The following is a 24,290-nucleotide window of genomic DNA, read 5'->3' as shown; positions in this document are numbered from 1 at the left end:
GTTAAGACTTGAGACGCAACTGCTTTCAAATGGCAAACCGTTACTGTGATGATAAATGTGATGATATTGGATTTTAGTACGTTCAGAGAGGGGAGCACTTACTACTGCACCGACGGCTAAACATAACCAGATACATCAGCCCGTCCCACCTCTCTTAGGTTGGGAATTGTTTACCCTAATCGTCTCGTCTTACAAACAACCAAACATGTATCGAGTGAGCACCGAACTCATCCAGCAACGGGTACTTACCACAGCCCGGGAGATAGAGTCCAGCTTTCCGGCCTGACTCTTATACCGTCAGGTGTTGTCTCACCATGTCCGCATTCAACTCCGTGCTCTTGCCCTGCGCCTTCACTGCTCCTTTGGCCATGACGACATACTTCTCCGCAAGTCTGGCAGCGAAGTGGAGGCCCTGTTCGACCAACAGAATCGCGAAGCGCCGAGAATTCTTGAACCCTATGATGACATCCTCAATCTGGTCGACGATCGACGGCTGAATTCCTTCGGTCGGCTCGTCTAGCAACAAGAGCTTGGGGCTCGATAAAATGGCTCGCCCAATCGCGAGCTGTTGTTGCTCTCCTCCACTGAGCACACCGCCGGGCCGGTGGAGGATCTGTGTCAACTTCGGGAAGAGATGATAGACCTCCTCGAAGGCTTCCTTCTCGGAGACATCACCACTGATGGAGGGCCGGTTCCAGTACCCAAGAAGGAGGTTTTGATGCACCGTCAGGTGGGGGATGATTTCCCGCCCTTGCGGTACATACGCTAGCCCCTTTCTTGCTCTGATATCTGTACGATCATGCGTGATATCCGAACCATCAAATGTAATTTTCCCTGAACGGGCGGGAAGCAAACCTGTCAACGTCTTTAATGTGGTCGTCTTTCCCATGCCGTTTCTGCCCATCAGACAAACCACTTCTCCCGCATCAATCGTAAAGGAAACGTTCCGAAGAATATGGCTCTCGCCATAGTACGCATTGATGTTTTCAAGTACCAGCGTTACCCGATTCGCCTCTTGTGCCATAGCCAAATGTCTTTCTTTTCCTTACTTAATGCGCGACCTTCGCGCGACCGAGGTAGATTTCCCGGACATGATCATCAGCCTGAACTTTTTCGACCGTTCCTTCACAAATGACGGTCCCCTCCGCCAAGACGGTGACAATACGCGCGATTTGCCGGACAAAGTCCATGTCATGTTCAATCACGACGATCGCGTGTTTTTTAGCAAGGGCCATCAGCAATCGGCCGGTCTGTTCCGTCTCCTTATCGCTCATGCCGGCGACCGGTTCGTCTACTAACAGAAGCGAAGGGTCCTGCAAAATGACCATGCCGATTTCAAGCCACTGCTTCTGACCATGCGATAAGGATCCGGCGCGCGCATGGGCATGCTCCGTCAATCCTATGGTTTCCAATACTTCACTGATTTGCTCTCGTTCCGCCGGTGACGAACGCCCGACCAACGTTGGGAAGACTCCTTTGCTCGCCCGCTTCACTGAAAGATCCAAGTTCTGCCAGACCGACAGGTTGCCATAGACCGAAGGGGCTTGGAACTTACGCCCCACTCCGAGCTTTGTGATGTCCTCCGCATTCTTGCCGACTAAATTATTGTCCTTGCCGAAAATGACCTTGCCGGACGCCGGTTTGGTCTTGCCGCAAATCACGTCGAGCAACGTGGTCTTGCCGGCGCCGTTCGGACCGATCACCACGCGGAGCTCATTGTAGTGGACGCTGAAGTTACAATTGTTCAGGGCCTTGAACCCATCGTAGTCGACAATCACATTTTCGCAGTTGAGAATTAAGTCCCCGTCCGTCACGCTGCGGTACTCCCTTCAGCCTTGATTAAAGGCGAGTGCGAATTCTTTCGAGTACTCAATTTACGAATGATGCCGATAAGTCCATCCGGGAACAACGTCACCACGACCACAAAAAGTCCGCCCAGAATGAACGGCCAGGCTTCCGGGAAATAGTTCGTCAACACACTGCGGCCATAGTTGACGGCGACGGCCCCCAAGATGGCGCCAACCAACGTGCCGCGCCCTCCGACCGCCACCCAAATGACCACTTCAAGGGACGGCAACACTCCGATTTGTGCCGGTGTAATGATGCCGACCTGCGGCACGTACAGCATCCCTGCTAATCCTGCCAGCCCAGCCGCCACGACAAATACGAAGAGCTTGTAAACCCATGGCGTATACCCCGAAAATGTGACTCGCGATTCGCTGTCTCGTATCGCGATAAGTACTTTTCCCGCTCGCGAGGCGACAATCCAACGGCAAAAGAGGTAGGAGGCGGCAAGGGCCACGACTGTCAGGATATAAAGCCCGCGCTGCGTCGAGGGATCAGAAAGCCGGAAGCCAAGTAACTGCTTGAAGTCGGTCAATCCGTTGGTTCCGCCAAGCCGTGTCTCATTTCGATTGAAAACCAGCCAGGCTGCAAAGGCCAACGCCTGCGTGATGATGGCAAAATAAACTCCCTTAATTCTGCTGCGGAACGCTAGAAACCCGAAGATCGTCGCGAAGATCACCGGAACAAGCATCGCCCCTAAGAAACCCCCAATAAAACTCTTGAATGGATACCAAAAGAAGGGCAATTCCTTGACCTGGGTCCAAACCATGAAGTCCGGCAGTTCGCTGCCATACACGCTTTCCTTGCCTATCTGCAGTGCCAGATACATCCCCATGCAATAGGCGCCGAAGCCGAAAAAGACTCCCTGGCCCAAACTGAGGACGCCGCAATAGCCCCAAATCAGATCCAATCCAAGCGCAAGGATGGCAAAGGCCAAGAACTTGCCGAATTGATTCAATCGAAAGTCGGAGAGGTGGAACCAAGAGTCTTCGGAAGGCAACACATTCAATAACGGCAGGACCACTAAGAAAATGAAGCCTGCCGCATAAAAGGCTAGTGTTTCGCGGCTGTCTTGTTGTGGGACCGTTTGTTCAGGCATCAGCGCTCCGTCCTTTGGCTGCAAATAGGCCTTGAGGGCGCCACTGCAGGAATAAGATCACACCGACCAGAATAAATACCTTTCCGTAGACAGCGCCGCTGACCGGCTCGATCAGCTTATTCAGCCCCCCGATTCCCAAAGAAGCCCAGATCGTCCCAGCGAGTTTTCCCACCCCTCCCGTTACCACAACCATGAAAGCATCGACGATATAATTCTGGCCCAGACCCGGATCGACGTTCCCGACCATGGTAAGTGCCCAGCCCGCGATGCCCGCCAGTCCCGAGGCAAACGCGAAAGTATAAGAATCGACTTTCCTGGTCGGGATACCGAGACACGAGCTCATATTGCGGTTTTGAGTGACGGCCCGCACCCGTATTCCTAGGTTTGAGCGGAAGAGGAGGAAGTAAATCCCCAGGACGCAGATGATTGAAAGAATGATGATAAAAATCCGATTGTAGGGAAGATATACTCCGACCATCACCTGGGCCCCGCCACGAAGCGCACCTGGTGCAATGACCGCCGTCAGATCCCCGAAGTATACTCGGGCGGCTTGCATCAGGATCAAACTGACCCCCCATGTCGCCAACAGGGTTTCGAGTAGGCGCCCATAGAGAAAGCGAATCACAGTGGCCTCGAGCAGCCATCCGAATGCAGCGGCCGCAAGAAAGGCAACGGGCAACGCCACAGGGAAGTACCAATCGAACGATTCAGGAGAAAACCATGCAATAAAGGCTTGTTGCGTCACGAATGTGGCATATGCACCGATCATCATCAGTTCGCCATGCGCCATATTGATGACACCCATCAAACCAAAAACGACAGCCAAGCCAAGAGACATGATCAGCAAGATGGAACTGAGACTGATTCCCCGGAACAGTGTTTCAATGGAGCTTGCCCACCAACTCCAAGAATCAATCTGACTGATCGCTGTTTCGGCCGCTGCTGCCAAACTCTTCTGCTGCTCGTTCGCCTCACCCTGTGCACCAGCCTGGACTAATTCCTGTAGCGCCGACAGACCGTTCTGGCTTCTGAGCTCTCCCAGTTTCTTAATAGCCGTCAGACGCACGGCATCATCTTGAGAGTGGAGCTGAATCAATTGCGCGGACTCTTCCATCGTATACTTGACCCACCACACTTGCTCTTTTGCAGCTGCCTGTTCAAGCCATGTAACAGCCTCCGACCTACCCGTGCCCACCAAATCGGCAGCGGCCGACCGTCTTGTATCCGATTGTTCACTCGTCAGGTTCGCACGGTTCTTGAGCAGATCAATAACCGGCTTGATGGCCTGCCTGGTGGCCCGATCAGCCTCCGCACGAATCGCATCTAATTTGGGAATAAGGCTCGCATCTCCCTTTTCGATCAGAAGCGCTACCGCATTGCTACGGACCGTCGCGTCTTCACTCTTTATGTCGATGAGTGCTTTCTCGATCGGATTTGCCGGCGGAGGAACCGCCGAAGTTGCCGGGATCCCTTCCTCGACTGCCAGCGCCGACGGTAGGTCAAACCCTAAGGGGAGAAAGGTACACAGAATGAGTACAAGTATTCTCTTCGGGATGCGGCCTAGACTCATTACCAATAACCTCCACGACCAATGACATTATAACCTTACCCAACCACCCGATACCCGCAGGAGGACGGGAATTTCCTCTCTAGAGATTCCCGTCCGTTACCTGCAGACAGTGTCCTTCGTCAGAACAGTTCAGGAAATAGAGATACAGCTATGCATCCTGAACTTATTTCTTCTGATAGGTACCTTGATGGTTAATCCAGTCACAGCCCTTCTCAGGATTCGTGTATTCACTCCAAGGCTCAGGCTTCACCAACCCCTTGGACCGGTGAACGACCTTAAATTGGCCATCTTTCAGGATCTCTCCGATCAGCACCGGCTTGTGCGTGTGCTGGTTGCAGCAATCCATCATGATTTCCCCACCCGGCGCCAGGAACTTCTGGTTGTACACAGCCGCGCGCACCTTGTCGACCTCAATGGCACCAGCTTTCTCGACGGCCTGTTTCCAGACATAGACGCCGAAATAAGCGGCCTCAATCGGATCGTCGGTGACTCGATTTTCTCCGTCCGGCAGGTTGTTCCTCTTGCAATAGGCCTTGAAATTCGCCACAAACTTCTTGTTCTGTGGCGTATCCACACTCTGATAATAATTCCACGCCGCCAAATGTCCGACCAACGCGCTGGTATCCATACCACGCAGCTCGTCCTCGGCGACGCTGAAGGCCATAATCGGTGCATCTTCTGCGCGAAGCCCCTGGTTGCCGAATTCTTTGTAGAACGGGACGTTGCTGTCGCCGTTGATCGTGCTGATGACAGAGGCGCCGCCGCCTGCTGCAAACTTTTTGATCTTACCGCAGATGGTCTGATAGTCCTGGTGATGGAATGGCGTGTATTCTTCCGCGATGTTGGCCGCAGGCACTCCCTTCGCCAACAACATGGCGCGCAGAATTTTGTTCGTCGTACGTGGATAGACGTAGTCGGTACCTAAGAGATAAAACTTCTTGTAGGATCCTCCTTCAGGGCTCATCAAGTATTCTACCGCCGGCGCCGCCTGTTGATTGACTGCTGCCCCAGTGTAGAACACGTTGCGAGAGCACTCTTCACCTTCGTATTGTACGGGATAGAAGAGGAGCCCGTTGTTCTTTTCGAAGACCGGTAGCACCGATTTTCGACTGACCGACGTCCAGCAGCCGAATACCACAGACACCTTATCTTCCAAGAGCAGTTGCTTGGCTTTTTCGGCAAAGAGGTCCCAATTCGACGCAGGGTCGACAACCTTGGCCTCAACCTGCCGCCCCATGACTCCGCCTGCCTTGTTAATCTCCTCGACCGCCATGAGCACAACGTCGCGCAACGACACTTCGCTGATGGCCATGGTACCGCTCAAGGAGTGCAACACACCGATCTTAATGGGTGGCCCACCGGCCGCGTAGGACAACACATAGTTGCCCAGGTTGCCCAACAATGCCGCCACGCCGACGCCTGCTGCGACGCGCCCACTCTGTCCAAGAAATTCTCTTCTTGAGGATCCAGCTGCTTCGGTAGGAACTTCCGTCTCCTTCGCGTTTTCAGAACCCTGTGGCGCTTTCATTTCCATGTTGCATCACTCCTTTTCGTATGCTGTGAGTTGCAAACTTCCGGTTGATGCTTTCCACCTACTGAAACTATTCCAGAACGATCAGCCGCCCGCCACCCTCCTTTCGCAAGAGCGTCAAGACACCACTGGGAACTATTCCACTAATCAGCGAGAACCGAGGATGAATGTTTTCGTTTGGCGTGATTCGTTGTCTGGAAGGCGTCTTGAGTGATGTGCTGTTGCGCTCGCGCTTAATTACCATTACAACTCGCTTCCTCCGCAACGCGAGGCGATTGTATACAACCTACGTCGGTGCGTCAAGACTTCTTTGTTATAGCAAAATAATTATTTTACGTTAATGACTTGCAACTAGATTAATGTTGTTAGACCTAAACCGATGGTTGCACCTTTATGACATGCCTTGGAATCGCCTTGCCTGAAAACGAAGCGTTCTCGAGTTCTGGAGAGCTTCGAATCCCTAGGCATCCCAACCAAACTCAGATTTGGGATACGCAAACCATTTCTCCTGCCGATTGAGAGACTGACGACTTTCATCGACGAGGCGTGAGCGAAGTCGAGAAGTGGGGATACGTCTGCGTTCGTCCCTAGCTCCCTCAGATATGGCATCCAATCTTTGCGCCTGTGTTCTGTCCTCAACATGTCAGAATAGTCTTCCCTAGCCTATCGGGGAAATCCTGAATGAACGACGGCAGCTCCCTGAGGGACACTGGAGAATCTACTGAAGGCTCTTAGTAGGATTTGCAAATAGGGAATCTGGGGCGGAATCGCAACGAGATGTAGCCTCCCCGACCTTCCTACTCCGTGAAGCGCACAGCGCAACTGGGAACGCGGACAACTGCCGATCCCATCAAGCCTTCGGCTACTTGACTCCCGCCGAGCTCCTCGAGCACCATGTCGGCTACGGTCTACCGTTCTACGTGTCGTACCCGTACAGTCTTTTGTTTTGCCCGATGTTCCTGCTACACTACACGCGACGTGAGTTCAAGTTCACAACACAAGGTTATGGGTTCCCATCGTTTTTCTATCAAACAGACTCTGAGCCTTCTGATGCTTGGGTGCCTGAGCTTCGTAGCCGTCGGCTGCGCCGGCCCTCGACCTCCCACGCCCATTCATGAGGCTGCTCTTGGCACAGTATTCCTTGAGAATGTCTCAGCCAACTCCTTCCAGGCCGCACATCCCATCAAGCTGTCGGAGACAACTGTCGCAGACATTTTGCGCGGGGTCCACACGAAAGAAAAAACCGGTCTTTTGCTGTTACTCGGCAAGGCGCTGAAGTCAACGAACCTGAACGATATTCGCACTTTCTCTGAGGATGATATTGCGTTCCTGACTCCGCACATTGTCACCGCCCTCGCTCAAGCGACTCCCAATCAGCGGGTGGGATTCCACGTCTATTCCGCACCGGAAATTTCACAGTCTCCAAAGGTCAATCAGAATAGAGAAACCACGTCGGGATATCTTTTCGCAGACGGCCTGTCGCTACATTTCACGCTGACTCAGTACCGATTTCGGCCCGGGAAAAAATCCAACACGACTCAGAAAGAACCACGTCCGCTTCCCGATACGGATGGCCTGCGCGACCGGGAAGTCACCTTCGTTCCGGAGGCTGCCGTGCGTCCGGACGTCTACGATCGGTCCAGTTGGATCGGACAATCTGAAGATCGGTCGCTCGCGATTGATTATCAGCTATTGGCGAGGGTCCTTGCAGCTCCCCAACCTGTTCCTGCTGTCCAGCAGATCCCAGCGGCAGTGGCACCAGTCACACCATCGCCCCAATCGAGTCCTGGTCAAGCCGCACCGATTGGGAAACATGATGCCGATCTTCAAGCCTTTAAAGAAGAGCTGAAGGCGCTCCAGAAAAAAGTGGACGAGCAGAACGCAGAACTCCAACGACTCAAGAACGCCCCGCCCCCGAAAAAGCCGATGCCCTAGCTCTCTCGGGCAGACGGAAGTCAACGATCCGGCCTCAGCCTAGACGGCCAATGGCCTCCCAATCGACCTCGTTTGAGTTTCTTGTGCCGCCCGTTGACTATTGGGTTGCTTGAAGCGGATCGAACATCTCGTCCAGCATGACAGACGCCTGGGGTTCCGCACTCACCGACTGCTCTGCATCCAGCTCGACCGTCTCAATCGACTCGTCACCAGATGAAATGTCCCCGCCATCCATCGGAAGAAGTGACTGCTCCGCGTCACCAAGTTCTTTGAACTCACGAAGTGGCGGGAGTTGTGAAAGATCACTCAAACCAAAATGCTCCAGAAAGAATTTGGTCGTCCCATACATGATCGGACGCCCCGGAACTTCTTTACGCCCGACGATTCGCACCAACTTTCGCTCCAGCAGGGTTCGCAACACACCGGAAGTTTCCACCCCTCGGATTTCTTCGATTTCTGACCGAACCAATGGTTGTTTGTAGGCAATGATCGCAAGTGATTCCAAGGCAGACCTCGACAGTTTCGCCGCCGTCTTGGCCTTGTCCAGCCGCTTGATCCAGGGAGCATGCTCCTGTTTTGTGACGAGACGGTACCCCCCCGCGATCTCGGCCAGCCGCACGCCACGCCCTTCTTGTTCAAACGCTTGACCGAGATTGTGCAACGCTGACTCCACTTCAACCTTTGCCACATTTCCGAGCACCGCCGTGAGACGCGCCAAGGACAACGGTTCCGAAGAGACGAAAAGCAGCGACTCCAAGATGGCCTGAAGCTCACCCACGCTTCGCGCGCCATCATCCTCGAAACCCTGATCCTCAGGAGTACCGTTTGCCTCGCCGACCTCTACCGTGCCGGCTTCCGGCATATCCTCAACCAAGTCTACCGTCAGTGGAGTCATGCTCCCCTCCATTCTACATCGACCTCATCGAGCTCTGCCGGATCAGGCACCAGCGAGAACATCCGTGACACTAGAATCGGCCCGAATGTTTCTGCTTGAAACACGCGTGCAACTCGAAGCCGCATCAATTCAAGCAATGCCAAGAATGTGACGACAACCGTCAACCGATGACTTGGCCCTTCAAACAGCGCACCGAACGAAACCGAATCTTTGCCTTCGAGCATTTCCAGAATGAGGTTCATTCGTTCGCGAACCGTGAGGTTGTCGGGAACAATTTCGAGAAGTCGGCTGCTAGGATTCCGCTCGAGAACCTCCTTGAGGGCATCAACCAGATCGAAAAGCGACACATTCTCCAACGAAAGATCTTCTTCAACTTCAACCTGATCGAATGCTGGAATGTCCTCACGCCAAAAGATCTCGCGCCACGTTTTTTCCTGGTCGTCGAGCTGACGCGCCGCCTCTTTGTAGGTCTTATACTCGAGCAATCTGCGAACAAGCTCTTCTCGTGGATCCGGCCCATCTTCCTCGTCGTCAGCCGTCTCATCGACCGGCAGCAGCATTTTGGATTTGATCTGCAACAACGTCGCCGCCATGACCAAGAAATCCCCCGCCACGTTGAGATTTAACTCTTCCATGGCTTCCAGATATTCGAGATATTGTTGAGCAATCATCGCAACCGGGATGTCGTAAATATTGATCTCATTTTTTCTAATAAGATGGAGCAGGAGGTCGAGTGGTCCCTCGAATTTTTCGACGCGGACCTGGTAGGGAAGCTCTGTTTGCTCAGAACCTTCAGCTGGAGAATCCACGGTGTGTTTATACCAACTTATAGGGAAGCGAGCAAGTCGGATTCTATATATTGGGGATCGCCACCGATTTTATTTGAGTCTTATCGCGTAGGCTACCAGCAAAGCTGCCACCACGAGGAAGGCTACGGTAAGGGCATACTGCCCTGTCCTGGTCTGAAGGAGGCCACTTGACTGGTCCTGTTCAAGTCGTTTTGTTTGGGCCAAGAGAGGTGGCTGGTCGAACCGTGCCTTCACAAGATCGTCTCGTTGTCTGAACTCAGCACTTGAAAAGTCAGTCGGTCCCAGGAACTGGGCACCGGCGAACACCGCCTCGCTCTCAAAAACTGCAAACCCAAAGAAGGTTTCACGGCTGAAGATCGCGTCGCCGAAGTTGATCCGACTCTTGAAACGACTTCCGGAGAATCCGGTCCCCGAACCGAATCTCGACCGCTCGAATACCGCCGGTTGCTCGAAACTCACCTCCAGAAACTCCGCCATGCCGTCAAAAAGAGCGCCGGTACAGTCCACAGAAGCCCCAAACGTGGACTGATGAAATCTGGTGCTGGGTCCAAACCTCGTTTCCCTACAACCCACTTCCCGGGCAAACTGCCCATGAACGAAAAAGGCCTCTTTCTCGAATGTCGCACCGGAAAGCTCAACCGGTCCCCGGAATACTGACCGCGAGAGATCCACGCCCTGTTTGAAACGAGACCCCTGAAAGTCAACAGGCCCTTCAAACCTGAGTGTGCCTTTGGCGGAATGATGGCGTAACGCCCCCAAGACCACAGAGTCCCTTATCCTCAGCACTGCGCGAACAAATCGCTGCTCGTCGTCATCAGCATGCCCCCCTTGGTTCCGTGTCTCAGGAACAGCTGTCTGGAGGTTGGAAGGCATATCTACAGCGAGGGTATCGAAGATGAGATCTCCGCGGACGATCACACCAGTGAGATCGACAGGACGCCCTTTGGCTATCGCATCCATGACCGTTGCACTCGGCACAGCATGGGCTTCACGTTCAGCCGGCGAACACGTGGGCGAAAGATGAACAACTATCCCCGTCTCGGTCTCGCCAGAGAGCGTCTCGATGACGCACGCTGCACCGGCTTCAGGGAGATAAGTTCCGATGACACAGACAACCATCAAGGCTACATACCAGCAACGCGATATGCGCTTTAGCATGGGAGTCTACGGACGAAACGGGAAGAAGCGAGACTGGGCACCTGTCGGTACTTCACGGGAGAATGATGAGATGCAGCTGCTGGAATTGATCAATTCCAGCAGCTCTCAGTGGAAGCAACAAGTGAATCAGACATCACCACCCTCGCTCTTGCGATGGGTTGCATGCATCGAATAGCACGGACTCTGGATCTAGCTGGGATACATCGAAGAACGCCTGGTTATCAGTTGTTTCGATAATCGTCGTCCAACAAGTCCTCGGACTTATCGATAAGCTCGTCCCCTCCATCATCGGCGTCAAGATCTAATTCTTCTTGAACGTCGTCTTCCTCGATCTCGCCTTCCATTTCCAGCTCATCCTGAACCATTTCCTCATCATCGAGATCGGTGTCCTCCGGCTCCATAGGCACAGCTTGCTTGGCAGCCAGCGGCTTACGTGGAGCGGCATCTTCTTCTTGTGCCGCGGCTTTCTTAACGGGCGCGCTTGCTCGGCCGACCTTGGGCGCGGCCTTCTTGGCGGATTTTCCAGCAGCCTTCTTGATGGCCTTCTTCTTCGAGACCGGCTTGGAGGGCTTCACCGCCGCACGTTTCTTCACCGTTGGCTTTGCCGCCTTTTTCTTCGCTGACGGTGCGGCTTTTTTCTTCTGTGACGCCGTTTTCGTAACGGCCTTTTTCTTCTTGTTCGCCATTCCGATTCCTCCTCTTCGTTTCAGGGCGGCGCAACGGCCTCCATCTAGCATGAACGAACAGCCTCTTGCAACCACCCGATTTTTATTTCTCTCGATCGGCCATTGCCCCCTTGAGTAGAATCCAATCAGACAGCTATCTTTGCAATCGACGGGAGAAGTTTGAGCAGCAGTCCAGCGCTTTCGAGGGCCCCGTTCAATCCCATGCTAAGATAAATCCATATGGGAAACGCGTCTGATTCCTTCACCCTACTCGCGAGGTTTTGTGCTTTGACCGCCTTGTATGAAGTGGTAACACCATGAACCGGTTCTACCTCGTGACGTTTGCCCTATGGCTCGGAGTCGGGTCAAGTGGGCTGGCTCTGGACACATCCTTTCCCGTGCAGATCATGATGGAGGACGGATCGCCCTATTATATTCCCATCAACGCAACCGTGGTCAGCGGTACACCAATCCGCTGGGATAATCCGACACCGACCCATCACACTGTGACACATAACGGCTGCATGGAGGATGGGGGGCAGTGCCTATTCGATTCAGGTGCAGTCCCACCGGGATCGTACTTCACTGTGCCGAGCTTGCCAGCCGGTCGATATGCCTATCAGTGCCGGATCCATCCCATCATGCGGGGGCAGTTGACAGTGACCGACAGTCCTTCAACCCCTTCTCAACTCTAGCCGTATGTCGATCACCATCTTGCAGGATTGTCGATCGCTCCTGTAGTCTGCCAACACCAGATACAGAAAGCCGTTCGCAATGAAACCCGCTGCCGCCGTCCACTCTCCCCAACGCCTGACCGGCGAGACGCTGCGTCTCCTCACCTGGCGGATTCCCGACCTCGTTGTGTACCAACAGGCCGACGATGAGTTCTGGGTGGCCCCGCTCGACGATCAATTGCCGCTGGTGCGATTGAACCGCACCGGCATGGACATGCTTCACGCTATGAACGGCCACAACGCCGTGGGCACCCTGCTCGAAACCTATGGCACCCGCATGTGTGGACCCGATGGTCAACCGGGGCAGTGGCACCTCGAACGATGGGCCACACCAAACTACTCACTGTGCTATTACGGGGCCGAGCCACCGGGCGGCCACAGACACAAGGCGAAGTGGGATATCTTGCTGCAACAGGTCCGCGAAGGCTGGTCAGGTCAAGAAGGGTTCGAGGGTGAAGAGCACCTGGAAGAATTCCACCGCCATGAGCTCGCCCACAATGAAGGAGACGATCGTCATTTTGACCTGATAGAGACCACCGTCTCCCATCTGTTCCGTGAACCAAGCGAAGCGCTGTCCGGCCTGACCTACGGCCGGCTCCTTATGCGCCAACTACGACGACTGGGGTGGTTCAATCCCAAGCCGAAAGCCCTGCTGGAAATCGGCGGTGGCCTGGGTTATGTCGCGCAGGAACTGGGCCGAGATCTCTTACCTTTTGAAAAGCAGGGAATCAGATATCTGTCGCTCGATATTACGCAGCCATTTCTGAACCTTCAAGTCACTCGGGCTCAAGCAGGTGGATGGAATGCTGCCGGCACACGCGCCAACGCGGAATGTCTCCCGTTTGCCGATCATTCCATCGATCTCGTGATCGACAATGAGAACATGGCGGACATGACGCCGGTGCAATTGAGCAGAAACGAATTGGCGTGCGGAGTCGGGGAAACGGCACAACATCAAGAAGCACTGGATTGGATCAGACGTCTTCGCCTTCCGATCGAGGCAAACCTGCCCGAATCCGTGATCTTCAACCTTGGGCCGATTCGCTTCGTCGCAGAACTGTGGCGGGTACTCAAACCCGGTGGACGGGCGTTTCTCACGGAGTTCGGGGTTGACGAAGGATGGCCGGCCCCAGTGAAACTGCCCGGGCACACCGAATACGAAGTCCAGTACGGTCACCTCCGGCAAGCGGTGCGCTGGCTCGGCTTCCAAGAACGGTACCTTGTACTTCCCCAGTTTCTGGGACTGAAGCCGGATACAAAAGTCCTCTGCACCGGTGCCACCTATACGATCCAGAGATTCTGTCAAGCCGTAAACCGGCCCTTCGACGTGCGCGCCTATACCGAAGAGGAATTACAGCGGGCGTTAGGTGATATGCTCCCCAAGCTGCAAGGCATCCATTACCACGACCTCGCCGATCCAGCCTGGTTCGGCCTCCAGGACTTCAAGGTGCTGTTGCTGGAAAAGCCCGGCGGCGCGCCGAAAGCCCAATTCACCGAAAGCAAAGGCTATCGCTGGTATTCGCAGAAGTAGAAGACTTGAGGGCAGCCTGCGTACTTACCTTAACTCACCGACCGCACACACAAAGAACCATTACTGTCATAGTCCAAGACGCTGCTCGGTCGACGCGCACAGTCGCAGCTTCACTCATGCTTCCTCACTGATAGATTCTCTATTCGCATTGCCAGGTTGAACAATACCCCTTCTCTCAACCCCAAATCGCTCACTAGACACGCTTGTTGCCCCAGCGTCTCCATGATCGTTCGGATAATGATTGCCCCAGCAGCGATGACTTCTTCGCGGTTTTTCTCCAAGCCCGGCAGACCGATTCGTTCCGTCTTTGTTCTGTTGAGAAGCGTGCGCTCCAGTTCTCGAACGGTTTCGAGCTTCAGCACATAGTTGTGGATTCTCGCCGGCTCATAGGATGGTAACTGCTGCGCCATCGCGGCGAGCGACGTAATGGTTCCAGCCGTCCCGACAAGCGTGAGCCCCGCAGATCGCGACATATCGGCAACCGCAGCCTCGGTGTCCTTTTGTATCCAATGACGAGCGTGCTGTATTTCTTCTTCCGTCGGCGGATCGTGATGCAGAATCCGCTCGCATAATCTGACTACTCCGATATCAATGGAGCGGACGATTGAGGGCTGTCCGGGACGATCCAGAATAAATTCCGTGCTGCCGCCACCGATGTCCAACGCGAGAAGGTCCGCTATTCCGGCCGGCAAGCCGGATCGAATGCCGAGCAACGTCCGTCGAGCCTCCTCGTCCCCCGGAATGATTTCTACCTCGAACCCTGCTTCTCGTTTGACCCGCTGAAGAAACTCGTCTCGATTCGAGGCGTCTCGGACGGCGCTCGTCGCCACGACCGAAGATCCTTCGACATGATAGCCATCAATGACATTCCGCCACTCACAGAGACAGCGGATGACCCGATCCATTGCGGCGGAGCTGAGTCGTTTGGTTTGATCGACGCCTTCTCCCAGGCGAAGGATGCGCCGGTCTGATCGAAGTACTTTAAGAGAAGCACCATGAGGCAAGTCAGCGATAAGGAGTCGGCAGGTCAGTGTACCAATATCGATACCAGCCAAGCGGAATGTGCGACAAGACGGCGCCGTCATTGCTCGTTCCGAATCTCATCCATCTCAGCCTCCAGCTTCTTCCGCGACTCTTTGAGCTCTTGAACCTCTTTCACGAGGCGTACGATCTCGGCATCATAGACGACACGTTCCGCCGTTTCGCCACGCTCCTTCATGTCGATGGCCCGCTCACCGATGTCTTTAAAGAGATCAGAGAGTTGCTGGTCGAGCTTGCGGAGTTCCAGCCTCATTCGGAGCAGTTCCGTCTCTTCCAGAGCGCGACCGGCCGCATGGACGGTTCCCAGGCGCAGAGTGGCGATCCCGGCTCGCAAATCGTCTTTCAATCGCTGTAGAAGTCCCATCGATATCCTAGCTGATTGAACCCAGTTCGAGCTTCTTCTCCCATTTTCGTAACATTGCCTCACGCAATCCTTCATGCGCCGGCTCTTTCAGGCCTGGATCCGCTTTCAGTAATGAAAAAGCCTCTTGCCTGGCCTGCTGCAACAAATCACCGTCTCGGACCAGATTGGCCACACGAAATTCCGGCATCCCCCATTGACGTAAGCCGAAGAACTCTCCCGGCCCTCTGATCCGCAGATCGTCCTCGGCAATCACAAATCCATCGTTGGAGCGGACGAGCGCTTCCAAACGCTCCCTTGCCGTGGATGGCACTGACTCGTGATTGTCGTCCACTGGACGCCGTCCCAACTGAGTCTTTCTCTGCCCCAAATTCGCCGCCATCAACAGGCAATAGGATTGATGGCTGCCCCGTCCCACTCGTCCACGTAATTGGTGCAACTGCGCAAGACCAAATCGCTCTGCATGTTCGATCATCATCATGGTCGCATTGGGTACATCGACGCCGACCTCGATCACGGTTGTCGCCACCAACAACTGGATGTTGCCAGCCTTGAAGTCCGCCATCACCTTTTCCTTCTCAGCTGCCTTCATACGTCCATGCAGCAGGCCAACGCTGAATTCAGAAAATTCTCCGTTCCGCAACTGTTCGGCACCCTGAATCGCTGCCTGGAGGTCGGTCTTTTCCGATTCCTCCACAAGTGGATAGACCACATATGCCTGTCTTTTGTTGCGGAGTTCATCTCGCAAGATCTGATAGGCTCGCCGCCGATGGCCCTCACCGAATAGAAACGTGCGCACCGGCTTTCGTCCCGGCGGCAGCACATCAATCACCGATACATCAAGATCGCCATACACCGTCATGGCCAACGTCCGTGGAATAGGAGTGGCCGTCAGCACGAGGACATCAGGGGTATAACCCTTATCGATCAGGGTCTTCCGTTGCAGCACACCGAACTTGTGCTGCTCATCGACCACCGCCAAACCCAAACTCTTGAATTTCACACCCTGTTGAATGAGGGCATGGGTGCCGATGGCCACCTGAATTTCGCCTGTGGCCAGCTGTTCTGCTTGTGCCCGCTTCACCGAAGCCTTCTCTCCCCCGCGCACGAGGATCGTTTGAAGGCCCAAGGCCTGAAATGTTCCGGAGAGGTTTCGATAGTGTTGCTCGGCAAGAATTTCCGTCGGTGCCATGAGGGCCGCCTGATATCCTGATCCGCAGGCCATCACGATGGCGTGCAAGGCGACCGCTGTCTTCCCAGACCCCACATCTCCTTGCACCAAGCGATTCATGGGCTGCGTCGAGATCATGTCTCGAAATATTTCGCGAATGACACGATCCTGCGCCGTCGTGAGGCGAAAGGGCAAGAGGCGACCTAGCTTCTCTACAAGCGGGGTCCGCAGATTGAATCGCAGCTCCTTTGGCTCATCATGCATCAATCGACGTCTCGTCGCTAACGCCACCTGGAGAAGCAGGAGTTCCTCAAACGCCAATCGCCGATGCGCAGGTGTCCTCCCTCGTTCCAGCAGCTGAGGATCTGTGCCGGTCTTCGGGAAATGGACGTCCTGCAGCGCTTCATGAATTGGGATCAACCGTTGACGCGCCCGAAGGGGCACCGGTAAATGGTCATGGAGCTCAAGCCCATGGTCTGCCAACAGGCTCCTCACCAACACCCGCATTTGACGAGAGGTCCATCCTTTGGTTTCATGATAGATGGGAACGATTCGTCCGACATGCAACGTCGATTCGGTATCTTCTCCGACGATCTCGTATTGGACCACATCCATTCGGGGCACCATCCATCCCTGCCGACCGGCGATCACCCGCCCGCTCATCATCACCCGAGTCCCAACCGTCAGAATATCTTCCAAATACGGCTGATTGAAAAAGACCACCTGCATTCGCCCGGACTGATCCTCGACACCGACGTCAAGCACGTTCAACCGTCGATTTCTTGTCCGTTTCGCGTCGCATTTGCCGACCGTCCCGCAAATCGACGCCACCATTCCAGGGACGAGGTTCCCGATCGGCGTCATTACTGAACGATCCTCATAGCGCCAAGGGATGGTCCAAAGCGCATCTTCTACCGTCTGAATACGTAACCGTTGTAGAAGATGGGTCCGCTTGGGTCCGACACCTTTGACGAACCGAACCGCAAGGTTCCAGAGATCAGGACGCCTCACACTTGCCACTTCAGAACCGCGGGAAGATTGTGCCAACGAATCATTAGGATGGGCAGGCTGCGACCGACCAGCCACTCGGAGTGCCTTGATGAGCAGCATAGCCGCCCGCAATCGTCGATGTTGCTCGTCGAGAGGTAACGCCGGCAGAAAATCGACGAACAGATCCCGCAACGAAATCAGGCGAGCTTCAATAGCTTTGGGGTAGGTTTCTTGCCGAAGGGCTGACAAGACTTGTGTGGAGATGAACGCGCTCAGATTTGAGACCGTCTTCAAATGGGCGCAATCATCCCGGCTCGCGAACTCGATAGGTCGCGCGATGCGTTCTAACAACTCCTGAAACGATGTGTGCGGACCCAATCCTGTAGGACCACCTTGCATACGGTACGGAATCGTAGCATAGTGCCTTCCAGCCCTCAATGAACCGCTCAAACGGCATGTCGGGATCCACCGACGGTTTTTGCTCGAATGCTTGGTCACCTTTTCTTAGGGTGCTACACTCGTGGTCGAGCGCCCATGTACCGCCGGAACATTACACACATTCTCACGCCGCTTGGATTGGGGCTGGCCCTCCTGGTTGGGTACCACCTGTTTCTGAAGCCTGTCATGCCACCACCAACTGCACAGCTCGCAGAAACCATGGAGACTGTCGCGCCACCTCCAGCCCCACCACAGACCCGGTCAGCTGAGAGTGAAGCGACACCGGTTCGTGCACTCGACCAAAGCGTGATCCCGCCTACCCCGCACGAGGCACTCCTAGAGGCGATTCGTGATGAGATCGAAAAACATAACCTGGCGCTTGCCGAGACGAGGCTCAAAGAGCTTCCGCCAGCGGTCTTGTCGGACGGAAAATCCAAACCCTTCGTCGCAGTCATGTGGAACAATCTCGGGTTGCAACAGGAACGGCTCAATGGCACGAAAGCATCCATCAAGTTGTTTAAGAGAGCGGCCGAGATTGACGACTCCAACCCTGTGATCCTCTTAAACCTCGCCCATGCCTACTGGGAGCAGCGGGACCCTGCGCTGAGCATTGAATTCTTAACGAAATTGATGAAGCTAGTTCCGGAAGAGCCGTTCCCACATCTCGCTATGGCCGACTTGTTACAAGAACAAGATGAACTGGCTGAAGCAGGGAAACATTTACGCCAAGCAGCCGACCGAGCACGGCAGGATCCAGCCCTTCAGTCCTATCTGGCTGCTGTCACCGCGAAGATTCGTCGCACTCAGTCGGTTGAATCCCATATGACCGTAAGAGGCAGCACTCATTTTGTGGTGAAGTTTGATGGCGAGGAAGACCAGAATACATGGGCCTCAGTTCTGGAGATACTTGAAGAAGCCTATCGAGAGATCGGGCAGAAGTTTGGGCATTTCCCGTCGAAGCCGATCATAGTCGTCCTCCACGCCAAGGATACGTTTCAAGGGGCGACCGGAAGCCCGGCTTGGGCCGACGGCCTTTACGACCCCAACCTTGGACGCATTCAGATCCCCACGCAAGGGGCGACGACAGATAGGAAGTGGCTCACCAGTGTGCTCCGTCACGAGTATGTCCATGCGCTGCTCCATGACCGTTTGGGGACGAGCAGCGGAGCGCTGCCTACGTGGTTGAACGAAGGTCTTGCCATGCAATTGGCTGGAGATGCGTGGCCGGAACTTGATCACGTTATGCAAGGAGATATCAAAGTAATTCCGTTGGCCTACCTGGAAGGTTCCTGGAGCGCACTACCGGCCAGCACTTCGACGGTTGCCTATTTAGAAGCGAATTCTGCAACGCGCTACCTAATCGAGCGATGGGGCATGGCCCGTGTCGATGAATTGCTGAATGCCTTTCAAGCAAAGGCATCAGTGGCAAATGCACTCCAAAACAAACTGTTCGTGTCCTACGAACAGTTCCACCGCCAGTGGCTCGAGAGCTTCGAACACAACCGCTCGTAGCTTCGCTCGCCCATGATCCTGGATCGGTATAGAACGGATGTGGGTTGTCGTTACATTAACTCTGCGGCAGACTCTTCCGGCGACTGATTGGGCCAGGGGGGAAGGAGATGAGCCCGGTCGCTGAACGATTCTTGGCTGCCTTCATCAGCATCCAAGCTGGATAATTGATCCTCCCAAAGAACTTTCTTCCCACTGGGATCATACATACGAATTCTGAAGTCAAATGCATGGGAGCTGACTGTTGTGAGCGCGGCCGGCTGGATCGACCGGCTTGCGATCGGCTGTACTCGAGGAATTCGAGCGCCCACCGTTGTAAATTCATCTTCCCAGACAGATAACCCGGTTATGGCATTCAATGCACGCAGGAGGAACACGGGTTGTTCGGTAACCGTTGCTACACTGTGTACCTTTGTGACAGTTGCGCGCTGTGGCATCGAAGCCGATATGACGTGTCCCGCTCCTTTCTTGTCGGGCTGAACAAGGTTGAGTCGTCCCTCCCACTGAAATGCCCCAGTATTTGCGTCGTATACCCGCAATACAAAATTGGAAAGGTCGGTCGCACCAAGTCCGATTCCACCGGCAAAAATCCGTGGCTCACTAGTCTGGCCCGTCTCCTCACTTTCCTTGACAGCCAGTTCATAAACTTCATCGGATAAAATTGCGCCCGATCCTGCGTCATATATCTTCACAGCGATCACCGATGAAGAGCCGATTTGGTAACCGAACCCTGCCGCCACAATCGCTCCTTTTTCTCCCGTGCCTACTTCACCCCATGCTTGACCGATAGAAAGCGAAAGACAAAGCCCCACGACAGCCAGCCAGATCGGCATGTTCGAACGGTCATGACAGAAGACGTTACATTTTCGGTCTGTCCCATGAACGAAACCAGAAATGCTCTGCGACACGACCCGCATGTGCGACATATGCCCTCCTCCAGGAGTGAGCGCATTCTGGAAGAGAGGAGATCGCCGGTAAATTCCCCGCTGTGGGAAGAATCCCCTCGAAAGAGGGGGGCATCACGAAAGAATGGAATTGCTTGCTTCAGTTCTCTCGACCGGCTTGGCATGGCCAAACCATCGATACCGATGGCGTGCGACCACGCGATAGCCCAATTCGGTCAGCCGCCTTGCGAAAGGGAGTCTTAACCCCCATCGCAGAAGTTTTCCGCCAGGGAGGTTAGGGATGAAGGGAAGAAAGGCATCGAAGCCTCGGAGCACTTCTCCTGAAGATTGGATTAAGAACGCCATATCAGGGCGACCAGGGCGGTAGTCCTGCCCCAGAGCTTTCATGGCCTCCTCGCTTTGATACGCAAGAAATCTGACGTTGGTCCCTGCTTGGGCAACTCCTACCCGCTCGAGTTTCGCTTTGGTGGAAACACAAAGTCGGCATTCCGCGTCATAGATGAGCAGGCAGACCTGCTCGCCTAGACCACTCTCTGTCCGCTCGCTGAAATCCATACAAATCAGGCTAGCATCCCAAAACTGCCGACAACAAGGCACCCATTGCCGACGTTTTCCTCTACGGTCTATAGTCTCTGAATGAAACGCACTGCCTTACTGACTCTGTTACTAGGCTTGCTTTTCGTCGAGGCGGGACTGCTCTTGAATCAGAACGCCATATCTATGGCGCCAGGCTTGGCGTGGAGACTCGGCTTTTTTATCCTGTTCCCACTCGCGCTTGCTGTCTTGGTTTGGCTAAGGTTGCGATGGGCCGCGATGGTTTGCGTGATCTACGCAACGGTTGGACTAGCCATGGACGTCGCAACGATCATTCAGATGCTCAACATCGATTCTGACGCGGCTCCGATCATAATGGCGAGCGGAGTCAGCGGGTTCCTCAATTTCCTACTGATCGTGTTCGGCGGGCGGTCGCTCTTAGACCTGGGCCAGGAGCCGATGCCTCTAAAATCCCATCCTCCCAGTCCCCCGTCCCCTTCTTAAGCGCGTGCATCTTGATACCGACGAATCCGGCCTTTTTCAACCACTCCCCCGTCTCCGAGGCTGAATAGGTGTTTCCACCTTCCGTGAACAGCAGCATCGATCCCGCAAACAGACTTGCTTCCAGTGGATACAACCCTTCGCGATCGTGCAGAAACGCGTCTTGGATGATGAGTCGACCACCCGGCATCAATGCAGCCAGGGCGCGGCAAAAGATGGCCTGATTATCTTCAGGCGAATAAATATGCAGCACATTCGAGTACCAGATGACGTCATAGGCTCCCGTTATCGGGTCCCTTGAAAAATCGAGCGGGAGGTAGGAAAGCCGCCGCCCCGTCCTATGAGTGCTGGCAATTTCTTTCGCGACCTCAAGAGCGGCTTCCCGATCACACACGGTGGCACGAAGCTTGGGATTCTTCGCGAGAAATGCCATCGCATACGTGCCGGGCCCTCCGCCGAGGTCCAGCAGAGTTTTCGCTCGACTCATGTGAAGTTGTGCCGCAATTGCCGGAGCAATCTCCAAGGTCCGGTGATGCATGGCCCACGTAAATTGTCGGCGGTAGTCTGGACTGTCGGGAGCATCATGATCGATCGGCAACCCGCTCCGCACAGACTCCAACAGTCGCATCCAATCTGCCCAGTGGGTTCGGATGAGGTTCAAATACCCGCCGCGATAGACGCGATGGTTGGCATTCAGCGCCGTCGCGCCCAGCCGGGTGTTCTTATAGATAGCTCCCTTTTTTTGTAGGACTCCGGCCGCGGCCAGATTACGACAGAGAATGCTCAGACCTCGTTCGCTGACTTTGAGTTCCTTGGCAAGATCGGGAATCGTCCATGATCGTTCGCCGACCGTCGTAAAGAGATCCAGTTCCAGCGCCGCCAGCAACACCCGGGGCAAGCGATAGGCCGAAATGGCGTCTCGAAACTCATCGAAGTTCGTAATGCGTTGCATCACGAGGCACCTCCGATTTGTCGGCAACACCATCGAAGAAGGTCTTCCAGTTTGGGGCGATTCTGCAGATCGACGGCACGTGTAAAGGTGACCGCTACAAACTCGTCGGTCATCTCGGTCTCCTCAACAAACCCAGATTGCAGCAGGAGTGCCCTATACTTGGCCACCGCCGGCTGAAGAAAATACTTGGCCTGCTTCGCAACTTCGTCGGTTCCCAAATCCTCCGGCGTTCCTTCCGACATCAGGGCCATGACATCTTCCATTGCCACACCATATTGGCACAGGACCGTGCCTTCCGGCCTGACCTCCAAGAGCCAACCATCCTCCCCTAGATCCATCATGAGCGGTCCGTTGGGCTCCAAATCGTAGAACCGGGGGAATGACCGCACCAGTTCAGTGCGAAGTCGCTCCCATGCTGAAGTCGGCTCACTCATGCATGCATCCCTCAGCGAGTCGGGCCTGGAGTATCTTCAGGCGCTGTGTGTTTTCTTCAAGTTTCGGCAGGCGATATTTGCGGTCCATCGACACAACCTGTTCGAGCAGATCTGCGGCGTCCTGCAGCCGCCCTATCTCCTCATAACATTGAGCGAGCACGTAACGGGCACCGCCGGCGCGGAGTTCGTCGCGTAACCGCTCGGAGATTGATTGGCTGGTTTGACAACACGCAATGGCATCGCCATAGCGTTTTCGTATCAAGAACGTGCGGCCGATCATGCGCCACGCGTCCGCAACGCCGCCCAGATTCCCCAACCGGCGCATCAATGCCAACGACCGCTCGTAAAACTGGATCGCTTCGTCAAACAGACCGGTTTCCCGGGCCACCAAACCAAGGTCAGAGAACAACACGGCTTGGGCCGCCTCATCGTGTGTCTTGGTCATGAGATCGAGGGCCTCCAGATAATAGGCTCGTGCCCGGTCCCATTCTCCGGCATCCGCCCGGAGATTCCCCAGATTTGCCAGCGTCGTTCCGATGCCCTTCTCATCGCCAAGGATCTTTTGCAGTTCCAAAACTTCCTGATAGTGCGCCTGAGCCGCATCCCGCCTTCCGCTGACCGCGCAAATGTTGCCCAGGTTGCCGAGGGTGGCGACGAGGGCTCGCCGATCACCGGTAAGCCGATCACACTCCAACGCCTTGGCGTAACAGGTATACGCCTCGGTGTAGTACCCTCGCGAGAAGTGCTCGTTGCCTTGCCGATTCAGTTCTTCTGAAAGGCCGTTCCGCAAAGTCATGGCATCACCGACAGCAGTTGGTCCACCTGCTGCTTGCCACCGACCAGGATGGAGCAGCCGTCTCCAACGAGAAGACTGTCGAAGCTGTACTTCAAGAGCCGGCGAAGTCCTTCCTTGGCTTTCCCGAGGTCGGCATACTTTTCATCAGGAAGCAGACGTACCGCGCCAGGCGGTTTGCCGATCAATGCATCCCCTACGATCAGAACACCTCGTCCCCGTTCAATAAACAAAGCGGATTCTCCCGGAGACTTCTGATCCCTCAGGTGAATTGCCCAGATCCCACCTGGCAGAAGTTCACCGTCTTTGTAAGTCCTTGTCGGTTTCACTTCCATCTGGGTTGCGTCAGCCTCCGGCACGTACAATTGGCAATTCAACTCAGCTTGATAGGCAGGAGCTTCTCGAAGGTGATCCCGGTTGGTAACAATGATGTAATCGATCGGCTCCTCTCGTCGGACAATCTCTCTCGCTTCGACAGTCATCGGAGGGGGATCAACGAGAATCTTGTATTCACCGATCGTCAGTAACAGGCCGTTGAAGTCGAGCTGCTTTTCATCTGAAAACGATGACCACTGCCAGATACCGGGTAAGATTTGTTTCATAGCAAGTACCGGGGCTCACGACACCACAGAGATCACAGAGCGGAGATGGCATCCTTGATCGTCTTGGTGATCTTTGCCTGAATGCTCGCGTCGTTGGGCAAGTCAATGATATCGTCTTCGGGCACCGTGATGAATTTCCTGTTCGTCCCCTTCGTCAACGAGATCAAGAACATGCTGTTGGAGGAGGTCACGGGAATTACCACTTGCACAGATCCGTCGACCCCTCGTATGATTTCCAGGAAATTTTGTTTCCCTTCGTCGATCTCATCCATCGCTTGTATGTCTCC

Annotated in this window: 24 protein-coding genes; 5 read left to right on the top strand and 19 right to left on the bottom strand. The window is 54.7% G+C overall.

Annotated elements, in window-relative coordinates; translation table 11 throughout:
- Positions 1–289: 289 nt before the first annotated feature.
- The 5 genes from urtE to urtA form a co-directional block, all read right to left on the bottom strand.
- The gene (gene urtE / locus H8K03_16000; GenBank protein UVT19286.1) at positions 290–1,024 is read right to left on the bottom strand and encodes an urea ABC transporter ATP-binding subunit UrtE; all 735 of its coding nucleotides are present in this window, start codon (positions 1,022–1,024) and stop codon (positions 290–292) included.
- 25 nt (positions 1,025–1,049) lie between these two features.
- Positions 1,050–1,814: an urea ABC transporter ATP-binding protein UrtD gene (gene urtD / locus H8K03_15995; GenBank protein UVT19285.1), complete on the bottom strand. Its 765-nt coding sequence runs from the start codon at positions 1,812–1,814 to the stop codon at positions 1,050–1,052.
- Positions 1,811–2,944, bottom strand: coding sequence for an urea ABC transporter permease subunit UrtC (gene urtC / locus H8K03_15990; GenBank protein UVT19284.1), 1,134 nt, complete (start codon positions 2,942–2,944; stop codon positions 1,811–1,813). The genes urtD and urtC overlap by 4 nt, the downstream gene beginning before the upstream one ends.
- Positions 2,937–4,514 (bottom strand): urea ABC transporter permease subunit UrtB, encoded by a 1,578-nt coding sequence (urtB, locus tag H8K03_15985; protein UVT19283.1) that lies wholly within the window; start codon positions 4,512–4,514, stop codon positions 2,937–2,939. The genes urtC and urtB overlap by 8 nt, the downstream gene beginning before the upstream one ends.
- 163 nt (positions 4,515–4,677) lie before the next feature.
- Positions 4,678–6,042 (bottom strand): urea ABC transporter substrate-binding protein, encoded by a 1,365-nt coding sequence (gene urtA / locus H8K03_15980; GenBank protein UVT22511.1) that lies wholly within the window; start codon positions 6,040–6,042, stop codon positions 4,678–4,680.
- Between the two features lie 1,053 nt (positions 6,043–7,095).
- On the opposite strand from urtA, the gene H8K03_15975 reads away from it, so the two are divergent.
- Positions 7,096–7,980: a hypothetical protein gene (locus H8K03_15975; GenBank protein ID UVT19282.1), complete on the top strand. Its 885-nt coding sequence runs from the start codon at positions 7,096–7,098 to the stop codon at positions 7,978–7,980.
- A 97-nt stretch (positions 7,981–8,077) separates the two neighbouring features.
- Here H8K03_15975 and scpB read toward each other — a convergent pair whose 3' ends face one another.
- From scpB to H8K03_15960, 3 genes are all read right to left on the bottom strand, one after another.
- Positions 8,078–8,842, bottom strand: coding sequence for an SMC-Scp complex subunit ScpB (gene scpB, locus H8K03_15970; protein ID UVT22510.1), 765 nt, complete (start codon positions 8,840–8,842; stop codon positions 8,078–8,080).
- A 29-nt stretch (positions 8,843–8,871) separates the two neighbouring features.
- Positions 8,872–9,684, bottom strand: a complete 813-nt coding sequence (locus tag H8K03_15965) for a segregation/condensation protein A (protein UVT19281.1) — start codon at positions 9,682–9,684, stop codon at positions 8,872–8,874.
- 69 nt (positions 9,685–9,753) lie between these two features.
- Complete coding sequence (locus H8K03_15960; protein ID UVT19280.1) at positions 9,754–10,803, bottom strand: hypothetical protein; 1,050 nt, start codon at positions 10,801–10,803, stop codon at positions 9,754–9,756.
- Here H8K03_15960 and H8K03_15955 point away from each other — a divergent pair.
- Complete coding sequence (locus tag H8K03_15955) at positions 10,787–11,017, top strand: hypothetical protein (protein UVT19279.1); 231 nt, start codon at positions 10,787–10,789, stop codon at positions 11,015–11,017. The two genes, H8K03_15960 and H8K03_15955, sit on opposite strands and share 17 nt — an antisense overlap.
- Before the next feature lie 46 nt (positions 11,018–11,063).
- Here H8K03_15955 and H8K03_15950 read toward each other — a convergent pair whose 3' ends face one another.
- The gene (locus tag H8K03_15950; protein UVT19278.1) at positions 11,064–11,528 is read right to left on the bottom strand and encodes a hypothetical protein; all 465 of its coding nucleotides are present in this window, start codon (positions 11,526–11,528) and stop codon (positions 11,064–11,066) included.
- A 296-nt stretch (positions 11,529–11,824) separates the two neighbouring features.
- Between H8K03_15950 and H8K03_15945 the strand changes: the two genes are divergently transcribed.
- Positions 11,825–12,202 carry a hypothetical protein gene (locus H8K03_15945; protein ID UVT19277.1) on the top strand — a complete coding sequence of 126 codons (378 nt, stop codon included), beginning with the start codon at positions 11,825–11,827 and terminating at the stop codon, positions 12,200–12,202.
- A gap of 79 nt (positions 12,203–12,281) precedes the next feature.
- Entirely contained in the window at positions 12,282–13,772 is a 1,491-nt protein-coding gene (locus H8K03_15940; GenBank protein ID UVT19276.1) for a class I SAM-dependent methyltransferase, read from the top strand.
- A 110-nt stretch (positions 13,773–13,882) separates the two neighbouring features.
- On the opposite strand, the gene H8K03_15935 is transcribed toward H8K03_15940, so the two are convergent.
- From H8K03_15935 to recG, 3 genes are read right to left on the bottom strand one after another with little or no spacing between them, the layout of a single operon-like run.
- Positions 13,883–14,857 carry a Ppx/GppA family phosphatase gene (locus tag H8K03_15935; GenBank protein UVT19275.1) on the bottom strand — a complete coding sequence of 325 codons (975 nt, stop codon included), beginning with the start codon at positions 14,855–14,857 and terminating at the stop codon, positions 13,883–13,885.
- Entirely contained in the window at positions 14,854–15,177 is a 324-nt protein-coding gene (locus H8K03_15930) for a hypothetical protein (GenBank protein UVT19274.1), read from the bottom strand. Before H8K03_15930 ends, H8K03_15935 begins: the two co-directional genes overlap by 4 nt.
- A gap of 7 nt (positions 15,178–15,184) precedes the next feature.
- Positions 15,185–17,734 carry an ATP-dependent DNA helicase RecG gene (gene recG / locus H8K03_15925; protein ID UVT19273.1) on the bottom strand — a complete coding sequence of 850 codons (2,550 nt, stop codon included), beginning with the start codon at positions 17,732–17,734 and terminating at the stop codon, positions 15,185–15,187.
- A gap of 135 nt (positions 17,735–17,869) precedes the next feature.
- Here recG and H8K03_15920 point away from each other — a divergent pair, with 135 nt between their 5' ends.
- Complete coding sequence (locus H8K03_15920) at positions 17,870–19,285, top strand: hypothetical protein (protein UVT19272.1); 1,416 nt, start codon at positions 17,870–17,872, stop codon at positions 19,283–19,285.
- Positions 19,286–19,335: 50 nt separating this feature from the next.
- On the opposite strand, the gene H8K03_15915 is transcribed toward H8K03_15920, so the two are convergent.
- The 7 genes from H8K03_15915 to H8K03_15885 all read right to left on the bottom strand — a co-directional run bounded on the left by H8K03_15915 (position 19,336) and on the right by H8K03_15885 (position 24,275).
- Positions 19,336–20,208: a hypothetical protein gene (locus H8K03_15915; GenBank protein UVT19271.1), complete on the bottom strand. Its 873-nt coding sequence runs from the start codon at positions 20,206–20,208 to the stop codon at positions 19,336–19,338.
- A 93-nt stretch (positions 20,209–20,301) separates the two neighbouring features.
- Positions 20,302–20,742 (bottom strand): DUF393 domain-containing protein, encoded by a 441-nt coding sequence (locus H8K03_15910; protein ID UVT19270.1) that lies wholly within the window; start codon positions 20,740–20,742, stop codon positions 20,302–20,304.
- A 379-nt stretch (positions 20,743–21,121) separates the two neighbouring features.
- A complete protein-coding gene (locus H8K03_15905; protein UVT19269.1) occupies positions 21,122–22,177 on the bottom strand; it encodes a methyltransferase in 1,056 nt (351 codons plus the stop codon).
- Positions 22,174–22,608, bottom strand: a complete 435-nt coding sequence (locus tag H8K03_15900; protein ID UVT19268.1) for a hypothetical protein — start codon at positions 22,606–22,608, stop codon at positions 22,174–22,176. Before H8K03_15900 ends, H8K03_15905 begins: the two co-directional genes overlap by 4 nt.
- A complete protein-coding gene (locus tag H8K03_15895; GenBank protein ID UVT19267.1) occupies positions 22,601–23,404 on the bottom strand; it encodes a tetratricopeptide repeat protein in 804 nt (267 codons plus the stop codon). Before H8K03_15895 ends, H8K03_15900 begins: the two co-directional genes overlap by 8 nt.
- The gene (locus tag H8K03_15890; GenBank protein UVT19266.1) at positions 23,401–24,003 is read right to left on the bottom strand and encodes a hypothetical protein; all 603 of its coding nucleotides are present in this window, start codon (positions 24,001–24,003) and stop codon (positions 23,401–23,403) included. Before H8K03_15890 ends, H8K03_15895 begins: the two co-directional genes overlap by 4 nt.
- A 32-nt stretch (positions 24,004–24,035) precedes the next feature.
- Entirely contained in the window at positions 24,036–24,275 is a 240-nt protein-coding gene (locus H8K03_15885) for a hypothetical protein (protein ID UVT19265.1), read from the bottom strand.
- Between the last annotated feature and the right edge of the window lie 15 nt (positions 24,276–24,290).

The sequence above is a fragment of the Nitrospira sp. genome, assembly GCA_024760545.1.
GTDB lineage: Bacteria > Nitrospirota > Nitrospiria > Nitrospirales > Nitrospiraceae > Nitrospira_D.
The sequence above is the reverse complement of the archived record's forward strand: the minus strand, read 5'-3'. Positions and strand labels throughout refer to the sequence as shown.